Raw genomic sequence first — 24,589 nt, forward strand, 5'->3', positions numbered from 1 at the left:
GTTGACTTTTAAAATGAGGCCTTCATTTTAAAATGCAAATGCGATGTTTTTATATTTTAACTTTTTTTGAGAAAAATTTCCTTAAAAAAATGAAATGTTTTTAAAAAAAAGACGCTTTAAGGGTGCTAAATCGTTACAAACGATAAGATTATGGGATTTTTATCTGGAATTTATCTCTAATGTGGTGAGAAAGACCCACACTTATTTTTAGGTAAGTGTGGGAAATATAACAAAATAAATCTATTTGTGACCGATATTCGGCAGCAATACTGTAAAAATGCCAAGTAATGGTAGGAAAGCACAATAATGATAAACTTGTTCTATACTGGTTAAGTCAGCGATATGCCCTAAGACGGCAGCACCGACGCCTCCCATTCCAAAAGCGAGACCAAAGAATAACCCTGACACCATGCCTGTTTTACCGGGGATTAGTTCTTGCGCATAGACCAAAATAGCAGAAAAAGCGGAGGCTAAAATCATCCCGATAATCACGGTAAGGATACCAGTCCAATACAGTGAGGCATAAGGTAAAATTAAGGTAAAAGGTGCAACTCCGAGGATTGAGAACCAAATAACGTATTTACGCCCTATTTTGTCACCAATAGGGCCGCCAATCATGGTGCCTGCTGCAACTGCGAATAAGAAAACAAATAAGTGGATCTGGGCGTTTTGCACAGAAACACCAAACTTATCGATCAGATAAAAAGTGTAATAGCTGCTAATACTGGCCAAATAGAAATATTTGGAAAAAATCAACACTAACAATACTGCTAGTGAACCAATAATCGCTTTACGTGGTAACACGTTAATATCAGCGGTAGAAGCGGGTTTTTTACTTGCAGCACGGTGCTGTTGCTTATACCAATTACTGACTTGTAATAAAATGACGATGGCGAGTAATGCCGCTAATGAAAACCAGCCAATATTCCCTTTCCCATAAGGCTCTATAATTAAAGCCGCGAGTAATGGTCCTAAAGAAGCGCCTAAATTGCCGCCAACTTGGAAAAAGGACTGAGCGAGGCCATGACGTCCCCCTGATGCCATACGAGCAACACGCGAAGACTCAGGGTGAAAGACCGAAGAGCCGGTTCCGACTAAAGCGGCAGCGAGCAAAATGGTAGGGAAAGTTTCAGCCATTGCGAGCAAAATAAGCCCCGTTAGGGTAAAGGTCATTCCAATCGGCAATGAATACGGCTGCGGGTGCTTATCGGTATAGTACCCAATGATAGGCTGCAATAATGAAGCCGTAATCTGATAGGTCAAGGTGATCATCCCTATTTGGGCAAAACTCAATGAGAAATCAGCTTGCAACAAAGGGTAAATCGCTAATATCAACGATTGGATCATATCATTGAGTAAATGAGAAACACTGATAGCAGTTAGAATACTAAAAACAGTTTTCCCAGTTTTATTCAGTGGTTTTGATGGATTCGTGTTATTTGGGGTTGTGGTTTGCTCACTCATAATTATCAACTTTCTGTGTTACATAATTGTTATCAATATAGCTGAAATACAATTTATTTAAATGAATAAATAAGTCACATGAAAAAATAACACCAGTGATTTATTTGATGGCGATCTCATTTTTATGAAACGAATTTCTTATTCTGCAATAGGTATCAAATCCTGTTCATATTTTTGTGCTATAAAACTGAGGGTCGTGACAAGCTATAATCTAATATTAGTCAATTAAAATTCCTATACCAGCAGGGAGAAATGTATGAGGTTTACATTTAAGGCATCCGCATGTGCATTGACGGTATCATTAGCGTTAATACCTGCCACTATGGCAAATGCGTGGGAAAAAGATAAAACCTATAATATCACTATTTTGCATACCAATGACCATCATGGGCACTTTTGGCATAATGACCATGGCGAATACGGGCTAGCAGCTCAGAAAACAGTGGTTGATGAAATTCGCGATGAAGTAGCAAAGCAGGGTGGTAGCGTTTTATTGCTGTCTGGTGGTGATATAAACACAGGTGTTCCTGAATCAGATCTGCAAGATGCAGAGCCTGACTTCAAAGGTATGAACCTTGTAGGTTACGATGCAATGGCATTGGGTAACCATGAATTTGATAATCCTTTGGAAACTCTGCGCCAGCAAGAAAAATGGGCAACGTTTCCTTTCTTATCTGCCAATATTTATCAGGCAAGCACAGGTAAGCGTTTATTTAAGCCTTACCAAGTTTTCGATAAGCAAGGCGTAAAAATCGCCGTGATGGGGCTAACAACCGATGATACAGTTCGTATCGGTAACCCAGCAAACTTCCCTGACGTTGAGTTTCGCGTACCTGCTGATGAAGCGAAAAAAGTCGTCGAAGAGTTACGAGAAACAGAAAAACCAGACATCATCATCGCCGCAACCCACATGGGGCACTATGATGATGGCAATCATGGTTCAAATGCGCCGGGTGATGTAGAAATGGCTCGTAGTTTACCCGCGGGTTATTTAGATATGATTGTTGGGGGGCATTCACAAGACCCTGTTTGTATGTCTCAAGAAAATAAAAACTACAAGCAAGCTGATTATGTGCCAGGCACGCCTTGTGCGCCAGATAACCAAAATGGGACTTGGATTGTTCAAGCACACGAATGGGGTAAATATGTCGGACGTGCTGATTTTGAATTTAAAAATGGTAAGTTTACCCTGAAACATTACCAGTTAATTCCAATTAACTTAAAGAAAAAAATCACGAAAGAAGACGGCACGAGTGAGCGCGTTTATTATACGCAAGAAATAGCTCACAACCCTGAAATGACCAAGCTTCTGACGCCTTACCAAGAAAAAGGTGATAAGCAACTTAGTGTGAAGGTGGGGTCAGTTGAAGGTAAACTTGAAGGTGACCGCAGTAAAGTTCGTTTTGTTCAAACCAATATGGGGCATCTTCTGTTAGCTGCACAAAAAGAGCGAGCAGGGGCCGATTTCGCCATCATGAGCGGTGGTGGTGTTCGTGATTCTATTGAAAGTGGTGATATTACCTACAAAGATGTCCTTAAAGTTCAACCGTTTGCTAATGAGCTAGTGTATGTTGATTTTAAAGGGGATGAAGTGATCCCTTATTTGACAGCTGTGGCAAATATGAAGCCTGATGCGGGTGCGTATGGTCAGTTTTATAATGTGAATTTAACACTGAATAAAGATGGCACTATCAGTGATGTTAAAATTGATGGTAAGCCTGTTGACCCTAGCAAAACTTATCGCATGGCAACATTAAACTTCAATGCTATCGGTGGAGATGGTTATCCGAAAATCGACAACCATCCAAACTACGTCAATACAGGTTTTGTCGATGCAGAAGTCCTCAAGGGGTATATTGAAAAACATTCCCCTCTGAAGGCCGCGGACTATGAACCTAAAGGTGAAATTATTTACAACAATAAATAATTCATAAAACCAGTAGAAAAGCTCCATTTATATGGGGCTTTTTTATCGCAAAAATACATTTGCCACTAAACGTGGTCCTTCAAAGATCTTGAAAGTAGATAAGTGCTTAAAATAGTCATTAGGTGCATGGTCAACAAGAAAACGAACTTTTCCTTGTGTTAACCACAACTGATGGCTATTTATTAAGTGGATTTCAAGTTGAAATACTACACTCCAATTTTTACTGTTAGGGATATCGAAGTGAGCGACTGCATAATAGAGCCCGATTGGTGGTAGTTGTTTTCTACCACCATTTTTAGTTAATACCCATTCAATAGTAACGGGAAACATTAAATCAGTAGCTACTTGCGAATTTCAGCAAAGGTGGCATTCAGTACGTTAGCGAGGTCTGTGGGGGCGAGCTCAATATCTAATCCACGTTTTCCCCCAGAAATAAACATCGTCGCATATTGTTGTGCTTGGTCATCGATAACGGTGGGCAGACGCTTCTTTTGGCCTAATGGGCTAATCCCCCCAAGCAAATACCCCGTTGTTTTTTGGGCTATCTGAGGGTCGGCCATTTCAACTTTTTTTACTTTAAATACTTTGGCGACTAACTTTAAATCTAATTGACCTGAAACAGGGGTGACAGCAACGGCTAATGTTTTTTGGTCACCATTTAAGGCGACTAAGAGTGTTTTAAATACCTGTTTGGCATCTAACCCGAGCTTACGCACTGCTTCATCACCAAAGTTACTTTCATTGGGGTCATGTTCATAGGGATGCAGTGTAAATTGAATTTTTTGTTTTTCGAGTAATTTAACGGCTGGAGTCATTCTTTTGCCTTTTATTGAGTTATGACTTACTAACGCAAATATTCAACAAGACTATTTTCACCAAATAAATGCAATGCGCCCACGGCGACAACATAATTTCCATCAGGGAGCGCTTTGAGCTTCTTTCCCCAATCTGCATTACGTTGATTCATTAATACTTGATATGTCCCTTCGCTAAAGGTATTTGGGAGAATCGTTCGATTATTGGGTTGGTAATCTAGCCACCAACCTATCATGGTTTGCAGTAAACGTGCGTTTTCTCGCCAGTGAACCAGTGAGTCTTGTAATAACGTAAGCCCATTATTAGGCAAGGAAAGCAACAATTCAACTTGGGAATGGGTTCCCTCAAGCTCGATAATAGGTTTATTCTGCGATTGGGCACTGCGGAGTAATTGATAGTCTATGCCATAATGACCGCGCAAACCCAGTTCTTGGGCTTGTGTTGCTTGTAAGATCAACGCGATTTGCCATGAAGGTAGTGCGTCAAAGCGTTCAGGTGATTGGTGTATTTCTTGGCAAGACTGTAAGAAAAGACTGAACTCTTTATCAGTTAACCGCTGTTGGACTGGAGGTAGCTCAGTATTACCGTCAGAAAAAGGTGAGTGGGTATCAGTAATATCCGCTTCAACAATCAATGCATCTGCTTGGTTAAGTTTGTCTAATAGTACACTAGATAAGGGAAACATATTTTCTGTTCCCATATGAATACTGCCCACTATGTGCAGTTTGAGGTACTTTGATAGTCGAACATCAATGGCGGGATAAGGATAGACTGGCGCAGTTTCCATATGGAGCCAATTTTTTAAATTTTCGATAAGTTTTCCCATGTTCCCTACCCAATTCTTAGTTAGACAACTAGGTTAAACAATCTTTGGTCATTTTGCGAATGTTGAACGTCAATTGCGCATTTTTAGTGTGTTTGTCATTAAAAGTGATTAAATAAAGGGTGGATAAAACCGAGGAAATAATGCCTCTATAATAGAGGCATTATCAGTGATTAACTTTGCTTATTGATATTTTTAAACACGCTTAACAACGTAAATAAGCTAAAGGAACTAAATACCATTTCAATACCAATCAATGTTGTCAGTAAAGTGATTGACGTAATTGGGCCGTTTCCGATGAGTAAATAGGCGATAAAGAAATCTAAAAGACCAATAATAATTTGCAACCAACCGCTAGCGGAGCTGATTTGTTGGAAGCCAACATATAGCCGAATAACACCACCAATAATAAAAAGAGCGGCTACAAAAATGGCGAGAGCAATTAGACTTTGGAGCGGGTCTTTGATAAAGGAATAGCCAACAATGATATAGATTAGCCCAATAATAAAGCCAAATAAGCGTGACCACCCCGTGTAAATAACGGTGCTTAAGATGCTCACAATTGCGCCAACACCACCAATAATAAGCAAAACACCTAGTACTGTACTGACGGCGATACCAGATATCATTGGGTTAATAATACAAAAAATCCCACCTGCTAATAGTAAAAAAGATAATATTAACAAAATGGTGCGCTGTTTTTTAAACTCTTCACTAGCGAGTTTTGCGAGCTTATCACTATCAATATTAAGCATTTTGTACTCCAAATATTAAATAACGGGATATTTAACATTATAGACTTCGCTTTCAATTAATAACATATAAGATAATAAGATTTTACTGCATAAAGCATTTTCTGTGAGAATGGATAAAAGGAGAGGAAATCAATTTCCTCTCCTTACAGGGTTATTTCTCAGGTTTAAAGCGTAATAAGCGGTTGGCGTTACTGACCACGGTAATGGATGATAAGGCCATTGCTGCACCTGCAACGACAGGGTTAAGTAAAGTCCCCGTAATTGGGTATAAAATACCCGCCGCGATTGGAATGCCTAATGTGTTATAAACAAAGGCACCAAACAGGTTTTGTTTCATGTTACGCAGTGTTCCTTTTGAAATAGACACTGCATCGGCAACGCCATGTAAGCTTTGGCGCATTAAGGTAATGGATGCGGTCTCAATCGCGATATCACTACCGCCACCCATCGCAATACCAACGTCAGCTCGGGCTAGAGCAGGGGCATCATTGATACCATCACCGACCATCGCCACTTTGTGGCCTTTGGCTTGCAAGGCTTCGATTGCTGCTGATTTACCGTCAGGCATTACGCCGGCGATAACTTCATCAATACCCGCTTCTTTGGCTATCGCATTGGCGGTTACTGGGTTGTCTCCGGTTAACATGACTAAACGGAAACCTTGTTTATGTAAACGCGCCAGCGCACTTATGCTGTCTTCACGTAATGGGTCACGGATAGATAATAGTGCAGCGACTTTGCCATCCACCGCTAACATGACAGGTGTTACACCTTGAGTTGCTTGTTGATGCAATGTCTCTTCAATATCGCGGGTGTCGATATTATTTTGTGTTAACAGCTTTTGGTTGCCTAATAAAATGGTTTGCCCATTAATGATGGCGCTGACACCAAGGCCTGCGAGAGTCCTAAATTGCTCATTGGTTGGTAATGTTAAGCCTTTTGCTCGGGCTAATACCGCACGTGCTAATGGGTGATTAGAACCATTTTCCAATGAGGCCGCCAGTTGTAAGGCGGTATCTTGTTCATAACCATTAAATACATGGATATCGGTAACTTGTGGCATACCCTCAGTCAATGTACCTGTCTTATCGAATACTATGGTATCTAATTCACTGGCTTGTTGTAACGCATCTGCATCACGCACTAAGACACCAAATTCAGCAGCTCGACCTACGCCTGAAATAATGGACATAGGCGTCGCTAAACCTAAGGCACAAGGACAAGCAATAATAAGTACCGTGGTGGTAATGACCAGTGCATAGGTAATTTGTGGGGCAGGGCCAACAAAGTACCAGATGGCACCTGAAATCAAAGCAATAGCCACGACGATAGGTACAAATACCGCAGAAATACGGTCAGCAAGTTGGCCGATTTGTGGTTTGCTGCTTTGTGCTTGGCGAACAAGATAAATAATACGAGCTAAGGTAGTTTGACTCCCCACAGCTGCTGCGCGAAATAGCACAGTTCCATCCTGAACTACAGTACCTGCATGGACTTGGTCACCCTTGCTTTTTTGCTGAGGGATTGGCTCACCAGTTAGCATTGCTTCATCTAGCCAGACTTCTCCTTCAATGATTTCACCATCGACAGGTACGCGGTCGCCCGTCGCTAAGCGTAACACCATCCCTTTTGTCACCTGCTCTAATGGCATATCCACTTCGCCTTGCTCTGTGACGACACGGGCAGTAGGGGGCGTTAAATCCAATAGCCTTTCGAGAGCTTTTGATGAACGCTGACGAGCACGTTGCTCTAGCGCATGGCCTAGGTTAATCAGACCGATAATCATTGCACTGGCTTCGTAATAAAGGTGCCTTGCCTGATCAGGAAACCACTCTGGCCAAATATTGACGACGATAGAGTAAAGCCAAGCTGCACCTGTTCCTAGTGCAACTAGGGTATCCATTGTGGCACTGCCATTTTTTAGGCTTTGCCATGCATTACGGTAAAAGTGGCCGCCTGCAAACACCATGACGGCAAGGGTTAACAGACCAATGGTTAGCCAAATAGTATGGTTTTGCTCAGTGAGCACCATATTATCGCCCATCATCCCCCAGACCATCACTGGGATACCAAGAGCGAGTGCTAACGCTGATTGCCAGCGAAAACGACGCATATTTCCCTGCGCCACTTCTTGCTGTCGTTCGCGGCGTTTTGCTTCATCTTGAATAATTTCAGCGCCATAACCGGCTTTTATGACGGCGTTAATCAGGTCTTCAGGGACTGCGGTTCCTGTAACTAACGCACTGCGTTCAGCTAAATTTACACGTGCATTCTCAACACCTGGGACGCTATTTAATGCTTTTTGCACTTTACTGACACAACTGGCACAAGTCATCCCGTCTAATAATAATTGAACACTGTCATCGGTTGGTGTTATGTTAGGTTGTTCATCTAAATCAGACTGCTGTGCCGGAATATCACATATTGCCGCTGAATCAGCTTCCGGCTGTTCAGTTTCTATCGTCAGCGGCTCAGTTTTTGGGGATTCAGAACCTTCTTGACTGAGGGATGCTTGATATCCTGCCCCTTCAATTGCACTAATTAGTGCATCAACGGAAGCATGACCGTGAACAACAGCCGATTTAGTATCAACTTCAGCACGTTCAACCCCCTCAACGGCTTCTAAAGCTTGTTGCGTTTTCGCTGCACATTTCATGCAACTTAAGCCAGAAAGAGCTAGTGTTGTTGTATTAGGTAGTGCAAGCTCCGCATGATAACCGGCTTGCTGAACCGCGCTAATTAAAGCTTGTGGATCAGCGGTTCCATAGACTTTTGCATGCGTGGTATCAACAATTGCGACGGCAACACCATCAACGGATTCAAGTGCTTGCTGGGTTTTACCTGCACATTTCATGCAGTTTAGACCGGAAAGCTGTAATTGTACGTCAGGGGTTGTTGCGACTGTAGCTTCATAGCCAGCGTCGGTGATTGTAGGAATAAAATCAGTTGCATCGGTATCACTGTCAAAAACAGCATAGTCGATGGTAACTTTAAGGTTAGCCACATCATCACGACTTTCCAATGCTTTAGTGACTGAACTGACGCAATGCATGCAGCTTAGCCCTTGTAATTTCAATATAACTTTATTACTCATTTTCCAGCCTCCAAACCCTTTTAGTAAATGGGTCTATAATTTTATCTTTAATTTGGTCTATAATTCGTCGATATGCAAAGGTTACACCTTCCAGCAAGGTTAAGGTCAAGAGGAATTATGAATATTAGTGAAATTGCCAAAAAAACTGGCCTAACTGCAAAAGCGATTCGTTTTTATGAAGAGAAAGGGCTAATTACTCCACCAGAAAGGGGGGAGAATAGCTACCGCTATTATCAAGAGAGGCACTTGAATGAACTTGTGTTACTCAAACAAGCAAAAGACGTTGGCTTTACACTGGATGAATGTGGCGAGCTGTTAGGGTTATTCCGTAACCCCAGCAGACATAGTGCGGATGTAAAAAGCACAACTATTGCTAAGATAAATGAAATAGAGCAGACAATCGTAAAATTGTCTGCTATTCGAGATACATTACAAGAGCTTGTCGATGTGTGCCCCGGGGATGATGGTGCTGACTGCCCAATTATTGACCATTTGGCGCGTAGTTGTTGTCACCATCAGAAGGCTTAACTTTCAAAGTGATACCATCAACGGCAACGACGACCACTTCAGTGTTTACAGAAAGAGGGACGTCGCTATAAACACGCCAACTGCCATCGGCAAGGCGTATGCGGCTATAGCCCTCTTCAGTATCGGTTAATAAACGTGCTTTGAAGCCAACCAGTTGGTGACTAATTTGATTGACGTCATCGGCAGTCGTTTTCTTTCGCCCACTTAACCACTTACGCCATAAAACGGCAGACACAACCGTTAATACGGCGAATAAAATTCCTTGCCATTCCCAACCAAGAAATGGCAGTAACCAAGTGAGTAACCCGACGGCAACAGCGGCAATTCCTGACCATAGTAGATAGCCGCCAGTACCAAGTAGTTCGGCAATTAGCAATAGCCCACCAAGACACAGCCAAAACCATGCCGGCTGAGCACTGATAAGCTCTATCATTCTGCGACCTGTTTTTTGGTATTGTTGGCTTTTTTACTTTCGCCGATTAGCTCTGTAATTCCGCCGATTGCTCCCATTAGATTGCTAGCTTCTAATGGCATCATAATCACTTTGCTATTTTCAGCGGAACCAATACTGGTTAGCGCATCAGTGTACTTCTGGGCAACGAAATAGTTAATCGCTTGCATATCCCCTGCGGCTATAGCATCGGACACCATTTGAGTCGCTTTCGCTTCGGCTTCCGCGGCTCTTTCCCGCGCTTCTGCTTGTAAGAAAGCAGACTGGCGTTCACCTTCTGCTTTTAGGATTTGGGATTGTTTTTCACCTTCGGCTTTTAAAATAGCCGCTTGGCGAACCCCTTCAGCTTCCAAAATATCAGCACGCTTAGTCCGTTCAGCCTTCATTTGTGCATTCATCGCGCTGATAAGTTCTTTTGGTGGTTTGACATCACGAATTTCAATACGGGTGATTTTAACCCCCCAAGGGTTAGTTGCTTCATCAACGACATGTAATAAGCGAGTATTGATAGAATCACGTTGAGACAGCATTTCGTCAAGTTCCATTGAACCTAATACAGTACGAATATTGGTCATGGTTAAATTCAGTACGGATAACTCTAGATTACTGACCTCATAAGCTGCACGAACAGGGTCTACGACCTGAATAAAGCACACGGCATCGATAGTGACGTTGGCGTTATCCCGAGAAATGACTTCTTGAGATGGGATATCAAGGACTTGTTCCATCATATTAATACGACGGCCTATTTTATCCATAAATGGCACGATGATATGTAAGCCTGGTTGTAAGGTACGGGTGTAACGACCAAAGCGCTCTACAGTCCATTGGAAACCTTGAGGCACTGTTTTAACACAGGTAAAAACAATAACGATAGCGACAAAAATGATAATCGGTATTGCACCATAGGCGAACAAGTCCATATCGACCTCTTAATTAATAAAGTAATGAATAAACTTGGCGGCGATATTTACTTGCTAACGCATCGCCAGTACCCATTGCTGACATGATATCCATCATAGTTTTTTTAACGGCACCTTCACCAGCGCCCAAATCTTTACGTAAGAAGCCAAATAATAATTCCAGTGCTTCTTCATTACGGTTCACTTCATGGAGTTTTAATGCCAATTGTACTGCTAAATTTGTATTTTGTGGTTCTTGGTTAAATTCATCCTGCAATTGTTGAATTTCTGGGGTATCTGCAGCTTGTTTCAGCAATTCAATCTGAGCAACTAAACCTTGATAACGGCTGTCTTTATCTTGTAATGGAACACTATTTAGGGTGATTTGGGCATCATCAACTAAGTTTAAGCTAATTTGTGTTTCTGCCAATAATAGTGTGATGTCACTATTTTTAGGGTTAAGTTGGTTAGCTTCTTTTAATAATGGTAATGCTTCTTGTGCTTTACCTTCCGCGATTAGCTCCGCGGCTTGTGCCGCTTTCATTTCTTCTGGGCTAGGGAGTACCCGAGATAAAATTTCTAGCACAACCTCTTCAGGTTGTGGCCCTTCAAAGCCATCGACGGGGCGACCATTTTGCAATACATAGACGGTTGGGATTGCTTTTAAGCCAAATTGACCTGCAATCATTTGTTCTTCATCACAATTAACTTTAGCTAAAATAAATAAACCTGCATAGTCATTGGTGATTTTTTCCAACAGGGTACCAAAATCTTGGCAGTGTGGGCTGCGAGGGGACCAAAAATAAAACATGACAGGTAAGTTCATTGATTGTTCAATGACTTGATGCAGGTTAGTTTCGTTGATATCGATAATTTGAGCGTTAGCAAACATAAGGTATCTCTTTAGAATTTTTTTAACATTAATAGTAGAGTGGGGCTGATTTTGCTTTTTTCAAGCCTTTTTCCCCTGATTTGCCAGTATTTTATCCATTAATTTGTCGGGTAGAATACGTTTAAGTATACGCACGGCAACGGTTAATAATGTGACTGAATAGCGTACTTTGGGGCGTGGGCTTTCTAAAGCATGGATTAGTTTCTCAACCACATGCTCTGGCGTTAATGTAAAGCGAGAAGCAATCCCTGGGTTTTGAATGGGTTTATCTTTTTGAGTTTGTTCGACATTTTGGGTAAATGCAGTATGAATAGGGCCGGGTTCAATTAAGCTGATAAATACACCGCTACCTTTTAGCTCTAATCGTAATGCATCTGACCAAGCTTCAAGGGCATATTTACTGGCTGCATAGGCCCCGCGGCCAGGGGTCGAAATAATGCCCATTACGGAGCTAGTTTGAATTATTCGGCCTTCATGGTGCTCTAGCATGGAAGGGAGTAATTGTAAGGTAAGCTGGTGGACACCAAAAAAATTGGTGGAAAATTGCGCTTCGAGTTGCTCGCGACTAATGCTACTTAAAGGCCCATATACGCCAAACCCTGCGTTATTGAATAATCCGAAAAGCCGATGGTTACAGAGAGATAATACAGTTTGTGCCGCAGCATCTATGCTATTGTTATCATTAAGATCAAGGGAGACCGTGTCATAGCCAAGTGCTTGAAGGCGTAAAATATCGCTTTCTTTTCGACAAGCGGCAATAACATGGTAACCACGCTGGCGTAGGGTTTGTGCAGCACAAAAGCCAATACCACTCGATGCTCCGGTAACCAAGATTGATTTTTTGTTTCGTGCTGATGTTTGCATAACTTTACCTTGATTCCATGCAATTTAAATTATTTCGAGTATAAAAGAGGGCTTTTATACTCTGAGTTTAGCCATTATTTTACTGCTTAGACGGTAAAATATGCGCAGAAAGTTGCTTTTCCATAAAATCAGCAATTGATGGTTGGGCTTCTACTGTAGGATGAATACCATCTTGTTGTATCCATTCAGGCTTTGTAATCACTGTTTCCATATAAAATGGTAATAAAGGTATTTTATTATTTTCAGCAAGTTTGGGATAAACTTTTTCAAAGCTTGTTGTATAACGTTTTCCATAATTGGGTGGAATACGAATTTGCATTAAGAGCGGTTTTGCACCAGATTGCTCTATTTGGTCGATAATTTGCTGTAAATTAGTTTCGAGATCCTCAACAGGGAGGCCTTGTAAGCCATCATTTGCACCTAATTCAATCAGAACCCAGTTTGGTTTGTTTTGTGTAAGTAAGGTAGAAAGGCGTTCAAGCCCTTGTGCTGAGGTATTCCCACTGATGCTGCCATTAATAACTGCAATGGGCGGTGACAGTTTCTGCCAACGGTCGGCAAGTAGCGAGGCCCAAGCCTGCTCAGCCGGTAAACGGTAGCCTGCACTCAGGCTATCCCCTAAGATCAATAACTTAGTTGACGCCAGTGCGTGTCCACTCGCGGTTAGTAACAGGAGAAAAACCAATATATGTCGGCGAATAATATTCTTGAAGTTCATCATCTCATTAAACGTGTTGGTCAAGGTGAACATGAACTGACTATATTGCAAGGTGTTGAGCTAATTGTCGAGCCCGGTCAAACAATTGCTTTAATTGGCGAGTCTGGATCTGGAAAATCGACCCTATTGGGGATCATCGCAGGCTTAGATGATGGTTCTAGTGGCACGGTTAGTTTACTAGGGCAAGAGCTAACCCGTATGGATGAAGAACAACGTGCGCGTTTACGTGCTGAAAGTGTCGGTTTTGTTTTCCAGTCTTTTATGCTTATTCCAACATTAAATGCGGTTGAAAACGTGCAGCTACCTGCCTTATTACGTGGTGAATCTGAATCAAAAAGCTACCAACAAGCCGCTGATTTACTGGCTGAATTAGGGCTAGGGAAACGCCTTAATCATATGCCGGCTCAGCTTTCAGGAGGGGAGCAGCAACGGGTTGCATTAGCTCGCGCTTTTAATGGGCGCCCGAAAATTTTGTTTGCAGATGAGCCAACGGGGAATTTAGACCGCCATACTGGGGATAAAATTGCTGATTTATTATTTGCTATGAATAAAGACCATGGCACAACCTTAATTTTAGTCACTCATGATAACGAATTAGCCGCTCGTTGCCAGCGTCGTTTACGGTTAGTTGATGGGCAATTGAGGGAAGAAATATGATTTGGCGTTGGTTTTGGCGTGAATGGAAAACACCATCGCTACTTATTGTTTGGCTTGCATTGACGCTTGCTGTTGCCTGCGTATTAGCGTTGGGGCGCATTAGTGATCGTATTGAAAATAGTATGAGTTACCAAAGCCGTGAGTTACTGGCTGGTGATTTAGTTTTACGTTCTTCACACCCCGCTGACCCAAAATGGTTGCAAGAAGCGAAAAATACAGGGCTACAGCTGAGCCAGCAGATTTCATTTTCGACGATGGCATATGCAACCGAAGATGAAGATGCAAGGCCGCAACTGGTACTAGTCAAAGCCGCAGATAACGCTTACCCACTCTATGGTGGGTTAGTAACTGAACCTGAAGGCTTACAGCCTAGACAAGGGCAGGTTTTAGTTGCACCACGGCTACTTGAGTTATTGGGACTTAAAGTTGGAGATAGCCTCGATATTGGTGATGCCACACTTAAAATTTCAGGTAAATTGCTCCAAGAACCTGATAGCGGTTTTAACCCATTTCAAATAGCGCCAAGGGTATTAATTGCGATTGAAGATGCACCATTAACAGGGGCAATTCAATTGGGGAGCCGTTTAACATATCGCGATATGTTTGCTGGTGATACCGACATGGTCAGCAGTTTTCAACAAAAATTTGATCAACAGCTCCGAAGTGACCAACGTTGGTATACTTTAAGTGAGAATAACGGGGCGGTCGGAAAAACCTTCCAGCGGGCGCAACAGTTCTTGTTACTGTCAGTTTTATTAACCTTATTGTTAGCCATTGCCGCGGTAGTGGTGTCTATGACCCATTATTGTCGCAGCCGTCACCAGTTAATAGCAGTGCTTAAAACCTTAGGTGCAGGGCGAAATGCGTTACGGAAATGGATTATTGGCCAATGGTTGGTGATCTTAATTGCTGCGGCACTACTCGGCTCATTATTAGGGTTGGCTTTTGAAGGCATTTTAATGCAAATCCTTGGGGCCATGTTACCGAAAGAACTTCCATCAGCAAGCTTAATGCCTTGGGTTTGGGCTGTAGGTACCCTATTTATTATTGCTATTATTGTTGGTAGCCGGCCTTATTACCAACTTATGGCAACTCAGCCTTCAAGGGTATTACGGGATGATGCTCAGTCTCCTGTTTGGCCACTATATTATTATTTACCTATCGTAGTATTCATTGTTGTTGGTGGTTTATTTATCTTTGCGGGGGTAAACCCACTGTTATGGTCGATTCTAGCAGGGATTGTGGTTGTTGCTATTTTATTGGCTTTAATTGGTTGGCTAGGGCTATGGGGGCTTCGACATATTAAATTCCGCCAGCTTAGCTTACGTCTTTCTGTGAGCCGGTTACTAAGGCAACCACTACAAACGATTACTCAGATGAGTGCATTTTCATTATCGTTTATGTTATTGGCGTTATTGATCTTAGTGCGCGGTGATCTTCTTGATCGTTGGCAGCAGCAACTTCCTGCGGATAGCCCTAATTATTTTTTGATCAACATGAATCACTCACAGCTTGAGCCTGTGACAAAATTACTTGCACAGTACCAAGTTAAACCGACAGAGTTTAACCCTGTGGTACTTGCACGTTTAACGGATATTAACGATCAATCTGCTATTGAATGGGCAGATGAGCGAGATCCCAATAATAATACGGTTAGGCGTGAATTAAGTTTAACATGGCAATCGGAATTAGCCCCTGCGAATGTAGTGGATGAAGGGACGTGGCCACCTAAAGCAGGTGAAGTTTCAATTGAACAGACGGTGGTTAAAGAGCTAGGTTTAAAAATCGGCGATAAACTTACTTTTAACGCAGGTGCTCAGGTGTTTTCGGCAACAGTAAGCAGTATTCGTACTGTTGATTGGGAAAGTTTACGGCCAAACTTCTATTTTATTTTTTCAGAAGAAACGTTATCGGCCATGCCAGCAACTTGGCTAAGTAGCTTCCATTACGAAGGCGATGGTCAGTTATTGACACAACTTAGTCGTCAGTATCCAACTATTAATGTCCTTGATACTGGGGCGATTATCACACAGATCCAGCAAATTCTTCAGCAAGTCAGCCAAGCTCTTGAAGTAATGGTTGTGTTGGTTATCTTCTGTGGAATACTGTTGCTATTAGCGCAGATCCAAGTGGGAATGAGCCAGCGCGAACGTGAGTTGGTTGTTTATCGCACCCTCGGTGCAAGTAAAAAACTGATGCGAAGAACATTGTGGAGTGAATTTGCTTTACTTGGTTTAATGGCGGGTCTTGCGGCTGCATTTGGCGCAGAAATCGCGTTATGGTTACTGCAAAATAAAGTATTTGATTTTCCATGGCAACCCGAGTGGCGTATGTGGGTATTACTCCCTTTAAGTGCCGCCTTATTGTTATCTATTTGTGGCGGGTGGCTGGGGCTGCGTCTGGTTGGAACAGGAAACCAGCACAGGCGGCTACCAAATAGTTAACAGGGTGATTTTTAGCGTTAGGCGGTCTGTAATGCTAAAAGTTAACTTAAATAAAGGGGCAAGTATGAGTGCTGTTTGCTTGCCCTTAATCATAGCAGGCCGTTTGTTGGTGTCTCTAGTCAAATAACTGTCTTTAATTCATCACAAAATTGTCATTCACTATAGTTATGATTCCGCTGTCTATTATTGATGGTCATACAGTGGAAATATAACAATGCAATATAACAATTCTATTAAGCGTAAGTTCGGTTCTTTATCTTTGTTGGCAAGTTTAATTACTTTTAGCATTTCAGGGTTCGCTCAACAGGAAGTACCAGCAACGCTGGCTGGGCATTCTATTTTGCCTGTTGATTCAACGGTTTCAGCGCCACACAATGCGCCTTCAGGTTTACAAGTTAGCGGTAAATTTACTACGGGGACTCGTGTTGATACTCTCGGTAAAGTCGAAGGTAAATCTGCTGATCGACCAACAGGGATGTCTATTCCAATTAAAGGTCAACCGCGGCAAGGTCATTCAGGTATCAAGCATATGGCTGATGGTACTTATTGGGTTTTGACTGATAACGGCTTTGGTAACAAAGTAAATTCACCAGATTCTATGTTATATATCACGCAATATGATATTGATTTTAAATCAGGTAAAACGACACCATTGAAAACCGTTTTCTTCCATGACCCAAATAAAATTATTCCTTTTCATATTATTAATGAAGACTCAAAAGAACGTTATCTGACGGGGAGTGATTTCGACCCAGAAAGCTTTCAGTTTGCTGATGGTGCGTTATGGGTAGGTGATGAATTTGGCCCTTATTTAATCAAGATGGACCTTGATGGTAAAGTCTTGGCATTGTTTGAAACCCAAGTGAATGGGGAAAAAGTGATTTCTCCAGATCACTACCAAGTAACAACGCCAGGCAAACCATCTGATACAGTGGCTTTTCAAGTTAATCGCTCAAAAGGTTTCGAAGGGATGGCATCATCACCGGATGGCTCAAAATTATATCCGATGCTAGAAGGGGCAATTTGGGACGATAAAAAGCAAGACTATGAAAGTGTGGATGGTAAGCGAGCCGCTCGCATTTTGGAATTTGATGTCAAGAAACAAGGTTGGACAGGCAGAAGTTGGTTGTATGTCTTTGAAGATAACCAAAATGCGATTGGTGATTTCAATTTAATTGATGATACCCACGGTTTAATTATTGAGCGTGATAATGGCGAGGGGACAGCTGACAAGGCATGTGCAGCGGGTAGTAGTAACACTGAAAATTGTTTTAGTCATTTAGCGAAATTTAAACGCGTATATCGCATTGAGTTCTCGGATAAAAATGTAGGCGGTGCGGTCGATAAGCAAGCATATATAGATTTGATGCAGATTAAAGACCCGAATAACCAAGCAAGAAAAGCGTTAAACGAGGGCGTATTTACCTTCCCATTCTTTACTATTGAAAATGTGGATATTGTGGATGATGAACATATTATTGTGGGGAATGACAATAATTTCCCATTCTCATCGAGCCGTGACCCGAATAAAGCGGATGACAACGAATTTATTTTACTGAAAGTCCCTGAGTTACTAAAACCTTAATTTATTTTATGCCACTTTAACACGATGTTGGGTGGCATAAACTGATACGCATGTGTTGATCCAATATCTGGTCTTTTAGCTTATTTTCCCTTGGTTTTAATCTTTCCCGAGCTAGAGTCTCGGGATTTTTTATTGGGTATTGAGTACAGGAGGCTTCATCATCAATGTTAGCAGTAAAATAACGACAACAGGGGCAGCAATAATTAAAAATGCTGGGGTGAAGCTGCCTGTAAAATCTTTTATTGCGCCAGCGATAAAAGGGGCCAAACAGGCAATAGTAGAAATTAAATTTACCACGGAAAACAATTCTAAATAAGGGCCACGACCAAAATAGTTAGACAGCAGAACACTCGATGCAAGGAAGGTCATACCATACCCAACACCGACACACAGTACGAATAAAATGAGCCATAACCAAGATGTCGCAATGCTTAGGAAAACCACGCCAAGTACCATAATGATTAGACTACCAATTAATAGTTTTTTAGGTTCTAACCATTCACCAGCAGCTCCACCAATAAACCTTGAGAATGCATTAACAAATGCCATTGTACTAAGTAATGAAACTGCAACGGTCATACCAAACCCGCGCTCCTCAATATGTGCCACGGCAAAGCTGTTGACAGTAATGCCACACCATAAAAAAGAGGTGTAGGTTGCTGCAATTAAATAAAATTGCCATGTACGCAGTGCTCTGCCGACAGTCCATACTTCAGCAGTACGATAAATGGGTTTATTGGCATCACTCACTTGTTTTTGCATCACTTTTTTTGCATGAGCTTGTTCTTGTTTGCCTTCGCGCAACATAAAAATCGTGATTAAAGTAACAATGCTCAGGTAAACGGCGCAAAGCACCCAATGCATACGCCATGAGCCGAGCTGATTAGAGGCATAAAAGTAGATCCATGGGCCTGCTACGCCACCTAACCCGCCTATGGTGAAATACATCCCAAAGGCGAGAGATTGTTTTTCAAATAACCGTGAGAGGACATAAGTCCCTGGAACGGTAGCCAGTAGGGTAAAACCTATCCCAATTAGTGCTGTGCCAAGAAAATAAGTACTGATGGTATGTGTGGAGTATAAGTTATAAAAACCCGTGATAAAGACCAATGTTCCCAACAGTAAAGTGGCGCGTACCCCCATTTTACGGATAAGAAGTGAAGGGAGAAAACTGGCGAGACCACAGGTTAACCCGAGTAAAGTAAAACCGAAGCCTGCTTCGCTCCAGCTCCATTTAAGTTCGCTTATCATCTCCGGTAGTACCACACCCAAAGAGGTAAAGGTTGTTGCGGTGGCTAAAAAGTAAACCAGCCCTAAAAGGATGAGAATGCACCATTGATAAAGCGGACTAAAAGGCTGCGAGGACATATTAACTCCGGTAATGCCGCACACCTTGAAACCAGGATACGTATTGATTGGGTGACGGCCAAAAATAGCAGAATGCCCGAAAACATGTTCGGGCATCGATTAAGCGTTATTTTCGCTATTTATTGCTGAGAGTGCCAGTCTAATTTTGCATTTGCCCACTCAATGCCACTTTTGTACTCATTTGGTAAAAGCGGAATTAGGCTATTAAGGGTTGAAATAAGTTGCTGGTAATCATTATGGGCTAAATTTAAATGACCAACTTTACGGGCAGGGCGTACTTCTTTTTCATACCAGTGTAGGTGAATAAGCGGTAGTTTAAGCCAGTCAAGGTTGATATTAGTGCCAATAAGGTTGACCATAACCGCAGGGCTATAAACCTCAGGGGATGGCATCGGCAAGTTTAAAATTGCCCTTAAATGTAATTCGAATTGGCTAATGGAGGCACCGTTTTGAGTCCAATGCCCACTATTATGAACGCGAGGGGCAATCTCATTGATAAGTAAGTTATCGCCAACCACGAAACATTCCATTGCCATGACACCGATATAACCTAATTCATCCATGACTGCACTTAACATCGCCTGCGCTTGCGCTTGTAATGGAGTAGCAGATTTAGGGAAAGCGACGCTGGTACGCAAGATCCCTTCTTGATGAAGGTTATGGGTGATTGGGTAGAAAACGGACTCCCCTGCTTGGTTGCGTGCGCCAATCACAGACACTTCGCCATCAAAGGGAATGCCTTGCTCAACGATGCACTCACCATAAATTTCTGCGGGCAATTGAGTTTCATCGCCGGGGCGCACTCTCCATTGCCCTCGGCCATCGTAACCGCCAGTTCTACGCTTGACGATGAGAAAGTCCCCTAACGTAGCGAATAGCTCAGGCCATTGTTCTGGTGACTCAAGCCGTGCCCAAGGCGCCGTTGCAAGCTGCAAACTATCAAATAGGCTTTTTTGTGGGAACCTATCCGCTAGGCGTGGAAAAATATCACGATTAATAAAAGCGTTATGACGTGCGAGTTCTTTTGTTAATGGGGTTTCAGGCCAGCGTTCAATTTCCGCAGTGATCACGCTTTGTTGATAAGGAACCGCCTCAGGTTCCGCATCAAGGCCAACAGGAAAAACAGCGATACCTAATGGCTCGCCCGCTTGGCGAAGCATTCGGCCTAATTGGCCATTACCAAGAACGCAGACGGGCTTCATTAGGCTTCCCTCGGATCTGGGTTGTTTAACACATCATTAGTTTGCGTCGCACGCCATGCAGCGAGGCGATTGAAAACGACGAAGTCACTGATTGCGAGTACTTGAGCGGCTAATAAAGCCGCATTGGCAGCGCCTGCTTTGCCTATAGCTAAGGTCCCAACGGGGACCCCTTTGGGCATTTGTACGATAGAATAGAGGCTATCGACGCCACTGAGTGCAGCACTTTGTACAGGAACGCCAAATACAGGAACTAAGGTTTTCGCTGCTAACATACCCGGTAAATGAGCGGCTCCGCCAGCACCGGCAATAATCACATCAAAGCCATTTTCTTTCGCATTTTCAGCGAAAGAAAACAGTTTGTCTGGGGTGCGGTGTGCTGAGACTATTTCGACATGAAAAGGGAGTTGGAGCTCGGTTAACACATCAGCAGCATGCTGCATGGTTGTCCAGTCACTTTTCGAACCCATAACAATGGCGATTTTTGCCGCAGATTGATCAGAAGCTTGGGCAGTCATTTGGTGCTTTCCTGTATTGAAAAAAACGTCACCCGAAGGCGGAGAATTGAATTGTGCCGATCATATCACGACAAAGCAGCAAGGAAAACGTTTGCGTGATTAATAAATAGGCAATCAGTTATGTTTACAACCAAGAAGTTGCAGAAGCGTTATTCGAATGGGAAGAAAATGAGTTCGATACCTTGTTGATTGATAACAAAGGCAGAACCTTCATGATGCCATGCACCTAACACGCCACGAAAATGAACTTTACCACCAATATTGATTTCATGAATAGCAGGGCGGTGGGTATGACCGTGGATCATCCATTGGGCTTGGTGCCTTTTTAGTGCGTCAATAACCGCTTGAGGATTAACATCCATGATGGATTCTGCTTTCATACTGCTTGCATACTGGCTATTTTGGCGCATTTTTTGGGCAATGCGGCGGCGAATAAATAAGGGAAGTGCAAGAAAAATACGTTGAACCCATGGAGTATGGACTTTTTTACGGTAGTTTTGATAAGCGGCATCATCAGTGCATAAAGTATCACCGTGTAAAATCAAAATGCGATTGCCATAAAGTTCCAGCAATGTTTCTTGGGGCAAAATAGTCATGCCACATTGTTTGGCGTAACGTTTACCCATCAAAAAATCCCGATTTCCGTGAATGAAATAGCAAGGGACTCCCTGACTTGTCAGTGTTTTTAATTCGTTAGCAACAAGTTGATGAAGCGGGCCTTGATCATCATCACCCACCCAATAATTAAAAAAATCACCGAGGATATACAGGCTATCGGCGTGGATGGCTTGCTGTTGAATAAAATTAATAAAACCGGCGGTGATCGCCGGTTCATCTTCACTCAAATGCAAATCTGCAATGATATAAGTGGACATGCGCTCAGGCTTACTCGCTAACTGTCACTTTCTCAATGATTACATCTTCACGAGGAACGTCTTGGTGGAACCCACTGCGACCAGTAGATACCCCTTTGATTTTGTCGACAACGTCCATGCCTTCAACAACCTCTGCAAATACGCAGTAACCCCAGCCATCAGGGCGCTCTGAGCGGAAGTTTAAGAAGTCATTATCAACAACGTTAATAAAAAATTGTGCGGTTGCAGAATGTGGGTCGTTGGTACGAGCCATTGCTAATGTACCACGGCTGTTTTTGACACCGTTGTTAGCTTCATTTTTGATAGGAGCTTTAGTGTTTTTTTGTTCCATGCCGGGCTCAAAACCACCACCTTGGATCATGAAACCATTAATAACACGATGGAAAATGGTATTATTGTAGAAACCTTCACGACAATAAGTTAAAAAGTTTTCGACTGTGACGGGGGCTTTATCGTCAAAGGTTTTGATAACAATGTCACCGTGATTGGTATGAAATGTAACCATAATAGCTATCCTGAATAATTGTTTTTTATGCGCTATCTTGCGAAAGCGTTGAGATCAGCAAGTTTATATCACAGATAAAACCTGACTTGAAGCAGCAGTACGCATTGTAGCTGTTTTATAGCATAATAGGTGCGTCTTAAATACAATGAAAAAACCGATAGTAAAGGTAGGTTAAACCCTTGCATTCTTAAGGTGAACGGGGTTCAATAACATGATATTTTATCGATAGAAATCGATAATCATTTTTCAAATAAAATGGAAAAGTTCAGATGCTGCAAATTTTTAATACACTAAGTCGCCAAAAAGAAGAGTTTAAGCCCATCCACGCAGGTAAGATTGGGATGTATGTGTGTGGCATCACTATCTACGACTTGTGTCATATCGGTCATGGCCGTACATTTGTAGCGTTTGATGCAATTAGCCGTTATTTACGTTATTTAGGTTATGACTTGAATTATGTTCGTAATGTGACTGATATTGACGATAAAATCATTAAACGTGCGGCGGAAAATAATGAAAGCGTTGAAGCGCTGACAACGCGTATGCTGGCTGAAATGCATAAAGATTTCGATGCTTTAAATATCTTGCGCCCAGACAGCGAGCCACGTGCAACACGCCATATTAGTGAAATTATTGAATTAACCCAAAGTTTAATTGAACGTGGACACGCGTATGTTGCAGGTAATGGCGATGTCATGTTTGAGGTAAAAACTGACCCGAATTATGGCTTATTGTCGCGCCAAGATTTAGAACAACTGCAAGCGGGTGCACGCGTTGAAGTTGCGGATGTTAAACGAAATCCAATGGATTTTGTGTTGTGGAAAATGTCCAAACAAGGTGAACCTAGTTGGGAGTCACCTTGGGGTTTAGGTCGCCCAGGCTGGCATATTGAATGTTCCGCGATGAATAGCAAAACGTTAGGTAACCATTTTGATATTCACGGTGGGGGCTCTGACTTAATGTTCCCACACCATGAAAACGAAATTGCACAATCTACCTGTGCCCATGATGGCCCATATGTTAATTATTGGATGCACTCAGGGATGGTGATGGTCGATAGAGAGAAAATGTCTAAATCTCTCAATAACTTTTTTACTATTCGTGATGTGCTTGAATATTACGATGCAGAAACGGTACGTTATTTCTTGTTATCTGGTCATTATCGTAGCCAACTCAATTATACCGAAGAAAATTTAAAGCAGGCTCGTACAGCACTTGAGCGCATGTATACCGCATTACGAGGCACCGATAAATCAGCTGTACCAGCTGGTGGTGAAGAATTTAAAGCTCGTTTTATTGAAGCGATGAATGACGATTTTAATACTCCAGAAGCCTATTCTGTATTGTTTGATATGGTGCGTGAAGTAAACCGCTTGAAATCAGAAGATATGTCAGCGGCCAATGGGATGGCGGCACAACTTCGTGAGCTAGCCGGTGTTCTAGGTTTGTTAGAACAAGACCCAGAAAGTTTCCTAAAAGGTGGCGCACAGACTGAAGATGATGCGGAAGTGGCAAAAATTGAGGCATTAATTCAACAACGTTTAGATGCGCGTCAGAATAAAGATTGGGCACAAGCGGATGCGGCGCGTGATGAACTTACTGCAATGGGGGTGGTGTTGGAGGATGGTGCGGCTGGCACTACGTGGCGTCGCAAATAATACGCGTCATATTTCGCGCTGTGGCGGTGTTGCCATCACTTGGCTACTTGGGTCACATACTTTTGTATGCTCCCCAAGTTATCCGCGTTCGGCGCCTAGCCACAACACGAACTATTTAGCGTATTAATAAGTGTTAATTTCAAGCTGTGGCGGTGTTGCCATCACTTGGCTACTTGGGTCACATACCTTTGTATGCTCCCTAAGTTATCCGCTTTCGGTGCCTAGCCACAATACGAACTATTTAGCGTATTAATAAGAATCAACTTCACGTTGTGGCGGTGTTGCCATCACTTGGCTACTTGGGTCACATACCTTTGTATGCTCCCCAAGTTATCCGCGTTCGGCGCCTAGCCACAACACGAACTATTTAGCGTATTAATAAGAGTCAACTTCACGCTGTAGCGGTGTTGCCATCACTTGGCTACTGGGTCACATACCTTTGTATGCTCCCCAAGTTATCCGCTTTCGGTGCCTAGCCACAACACGAACTATTTAGCGTATTAATAAGAATCAACTTCACGTTGTGGCGGTGTTGCCATCACTTGG

At 42.5% G+C, this 24,589-nt stretch carries 22 protein-coding genes; 6 read left to right on the forward strand and 16 right to left on the reverse strand.

Annotation, left to right across the window (positions count from 1 at the left end):
- Positions 1-240 precede the first annotated feature (240 nt).
- A complete protein-coding gene (locus ABE954_RS05895; protein ID WP_042848128.1) occupies positions 241-1,464 on the reverse strand; it encodes an MFS transporter in 1,224 nt (407 codons plus the stop codon).
- 256 nt (positions 1,465-1,720) lie between these two features.
- Between ABE954_RS05895 and ushA the strand changes: the two genes are divergently transcribed.
- Positions 1,721-3,391 (forward strand): bifunctional UDP-sugar hydrolase/5'-nucleotidase UshA, encoded by a 1,671-nt coding sequence (gene ushA, locus ABE954_RS05900; protein WP_129466320.1) that lies wholly within the window; start codon positions 1,721-1,723, stop codon positions 3,389-3,391.
- A 42-nt stretch (positions 3,392-3,433) separates the two neighbouring features.
- Here the strand turns inward: ushA and ABE954_RS05905 are convergent, their stop codons facing one another.
- From ABE954_RS05905 to copA, 5 genes are all read right to left on the reverse strand, one after another.
- Complete coding sequence (locus tag ABE954_RS05905) at positions 3,434-3,721, reverse strand: hypothetical protein (RefSeq protein ID WP_042848125.1); 288 nt, start codon at positions 3,719-3,721, stop codon at positions 3,434-3,436.
- An 11-nt stretch (positions 3,722-3,732) separates the two neighbouring features.
- The gene (gene ybaK, locus ABE954_RS05910) at positions 3,733-4,206 is read right to left on the reverse strand and encodes a Cys-tRNA(Pro)/Cys-tRNA(Cys) deacylase YbaK (RefSeq protein WP_042848122.1); all 474 of its coding nucleotides are present in this window, start codon (positions 4,204-4,206) and stop codon (positions 3,733-3,735) included.
- Positions 4,207-4,235: 29 nt separating this feature from the next.
- Positions 4,236-5,033 carry a TraB/GumN family protein gene (locus ABE954_RS05915; protein ID WP_129466318.1) on the reverse strand — a complete coding sequence of 266 codons (798 nt, stop codon included), beginning with the start codon at positions 5,031-5,033 and terminating at the stop codon, positions 4,236-4,238.
- Positions 5,034-5,203: 170 nt separating this feature from the next.
- Positions 5,204-5,785, reverse strand: coding sequence for an HdeD family acid-resistance protein (locus ABE954_RS05920; RefSeq protein ID WP_042848118.1), 582 nt, complete (start codon positions 5,783-5,785; stop codon positions 5,204-5,206).
- A 151-nt stretch (positions 5,786-5,936) separates the two neighbouring features.
- Complete coding sequence (gene copA / locus ABE954_RS05925; protein WP_042848116.1) at positions 5,937-8,879, reverse strand: copper-exporting P-type ATPase CopA; 2,943 nt, start codon at positions 8,877-8,879, stop codon at positions 5,937-5,939.
- Positions 8,880-8,996: 117 nt separating this feature from the next.
- Here copA and cueR point away from each other — a divergent pair, with 117 nt between their 5' ends.
- Positions 8,997-9,407 carry a Cu(I)-responsive transcriptional regulator gene (cueR, locus tag ABE954_RS05930; RefSeq protein ID WP_129466317.1) on the forward strand — a complete coding sequence of 137 codons (411 nt, stop codon included), beginning with the start codon at positions 8,997-8,999 and terminating at the stop codon, positions 9,405-9,407.
- On the opposite strand, the gene ABE954_RS05935 is transcribed toward cueR, so the two are convergent.
- The 5 genes from ABE954_RS05935 to tesA all read right to left on the reverse strand — a co-directional run bounded on the left by ABE954_RS05935 (position 9,361) and on the right by tesA (position 13,237).
- Complete coding sequence (locus ABE954_RS05935) at positions 9,361-9,840, reverse strand: NfeD family protein (protein ID WP_129466316.1); 480 nt, start codon at positions 9,838-9,840, stop codon at positions 9,361-9,363. The two genes, cueR and ABE954_RS05935, sit on opposite strands and share 47 nt — an antisense overlap.
- Complete coding sequence (locus ABE954_RS05940) at positions 9,837-10,781, reverse strand: SPFH domain-containing protein (RefSeq protein WP_042848111.1); 945 nt, start codon at positions 10,779-10,781, stop codon at positions 9,837-9,839. The genes ABE954_RS05935 and ABE954_RS05940 overlap by 4 nt, the downstream gene beginning before the upstream one ends.
- Positions 10,782-10,794: 13 nt before the next feature.
- Entirely contained in the window at positions 10,795-11,652 is an 858-nt protein-coding gene (locus ABE954_RS05945) for a co-chaperone YbbN (RefSeq protein ID WP_042848109.1), read from the reverse strand.
- Between the two features lie 60 nt (positions 11,653-11,712).
- The gene (locus ABE954_RS05950; protein ID WP_042848107.1) at positions 11,713-12,516 is read right to left on the reverse strand and encodes an SDR family oxidoreductase; all 804 of its coding nucleotides are present in this window, start codon (positions 12,514-12,516) and stop codon (positions 11,713-11,715) included.
- A 79-nt stretch (positions 12,517-12,595) separates the two neighbouring features.
- Positions 12,596-13,237, reverse strand: coding sequence for a multifunctional acyl-CoA thioesterase I/protease I/lysophospholipase L1 (gene tesA / locus ABE954_RS05955; protein ID WP_129466315.1), 642 nt, complete (start codon positions 13,235-13,237; stop codon positions 12,596-12,598).
- Between tesA and ybbA the strand changes: the two genes are divergently transcribed.
- The 3 genes from ybbA to ABE954_RS05970 all read left to right on the forward strand — a co-directional run bounded on the left by ybbA (position 13,205) and on the right by ABE954_RS05970 (position 17,920).
- Entirely contained in the window at positions 13,205-13,891 is a 687-nt protein-coding gene (gene ybbA / locus ABE954_RS05960; protein ID WP_042848102.1) for a putative ABC transporter ATP-binding protein YbbA, read from the forward strand. The two genes, tesA and ybbA, sit on opposite strands and share 33 nt — an antisense overlap.
- Positions 13,888-16,335 (forward strand): putative ABC transporter permease subunit YbbP, encoded by a 2,448-nt coding sequence (ybbP, locus tag ABE954_RS05965; RefSeq protein ID WP_371025799.1) that lies wholly within the window; start codon positions 13,888-13,890, stop codon positions 16,333-16,335. The genes ybbA and ybbP overlap by 4 nt, the downstream gene beginning before the upstream one ends.
- Positions 16,336-16,549: 214 nt before the next feature.
- Complete coding sequence (locus ABE954_RS05970) at positions 16,550-17,920, forward strand: esterase-like activity of phytase family protein (protein ID WP_042848098.1); 1,371 nt, start codon at positions 16,550-16,552, stop codon at positions 17,918-17,920.
- A gap of 129 nt (positions 17,921-18,049) precedes the next feature.
- On the opposite strand, the gene ABE954_RS05975 is transcribed toward ABE954_RS05970, so the two are convergent.
- The 5 genes from ABE954_RS05975 to ppiB all read right to left on the reverse strand — a co-directional run bounded on the left by ABE954_RS05975 (position 18,050) and on the right by ppiB (position 22,385).
- On the reverse strand, positions 18,050-19,288 hold the full coding sequence (locus ABE954_RS05975) for a CynX/NimT family MFS transporter (protein ID WP_217008418.1): 1,239 nt from the start codon (positions 19,286-19,288) through the stop codon (positions 18,050-18,052).
- A 119-nt stretch (positions 19,289-19,407) separates the two neighbouring features.
- The gene (gene purK, locus ABE954_RS05980) at positions 19,408-20,490 is read right to left on the reverse strand and encodes a 5-(carboxyamino)imidazole ribonucleotide synthase (RefSeq protein WP_042848094.1); all 1,083 of its coding nucleotides are present in this window, start codon (positions 20,488-20,490) and stop codon (positions 19,408-19,410) included.
- Entirely contained in the window at positions 20,490-21,005 is a 516-nt protein-coding gene (purE, locus tag ABE954_RS05985) for a 5-(carboxyamino)imidazole ribonucleotide mutase (RefSeq protein WP_210814248.1), read from the reverse strand. The genes purK and purE overlap by 1 nt, the downstream gene beginning before the upstream one ends.
- A 149-nt stretch (positions 21,006-21,154) precedes the next feature.
- Positions 21,155-21,880, reverse strand: a complete 726-nt coding sequence (lpxH, locus tag ABE954_RS05990) for a UDP-2,3-diacylglucosamine diphosphatase (RefSeq protein ID WP_042848091.1) — start codon at positions 21,878-21,880, stop codon at positions 21,155-21,157.
- Positions 21,881-21,890: 10 nt separating this feature from the next.
- Positions 21,891-22,385 (reverse strand): peptidylprolyl isomerase B, encoded by a 495-nt coding sequence (gene ppiB, locus ABE954_RS05995; protein WP_042848090.1) that lies wholly within the window; start codon positions 22,383-22,385, stop codon positions 21,891-21,893.
- A gap of 269 nt (positions 22,386-22,654) precedes the next feature.
- On the opposite strand from ppiB, the gene cysS reads away from it, so the two are divergent.
- Entirely contained in the window at positions 22,655-24,043 is a 1,389-nt protein-coding gene (gene cysS, locus ABE954_RS06000) for a cysteine--tRNA ligase (RefSeq protein WP_129466312.1), read from the forward strand.
- Positions 24,044-24,589: the final 546 nt, after the last annotated feature.

Origin of the sequence: Providencia sp. TYF-12, assembly GCF_041344805.1 — a bacterium.
GTDB lineage: Bacteria > Pseudomonadota > Gammaproteobacteria > Enterobacterales > Enterobacteriaceae > Providencia > Providencia huashanensis.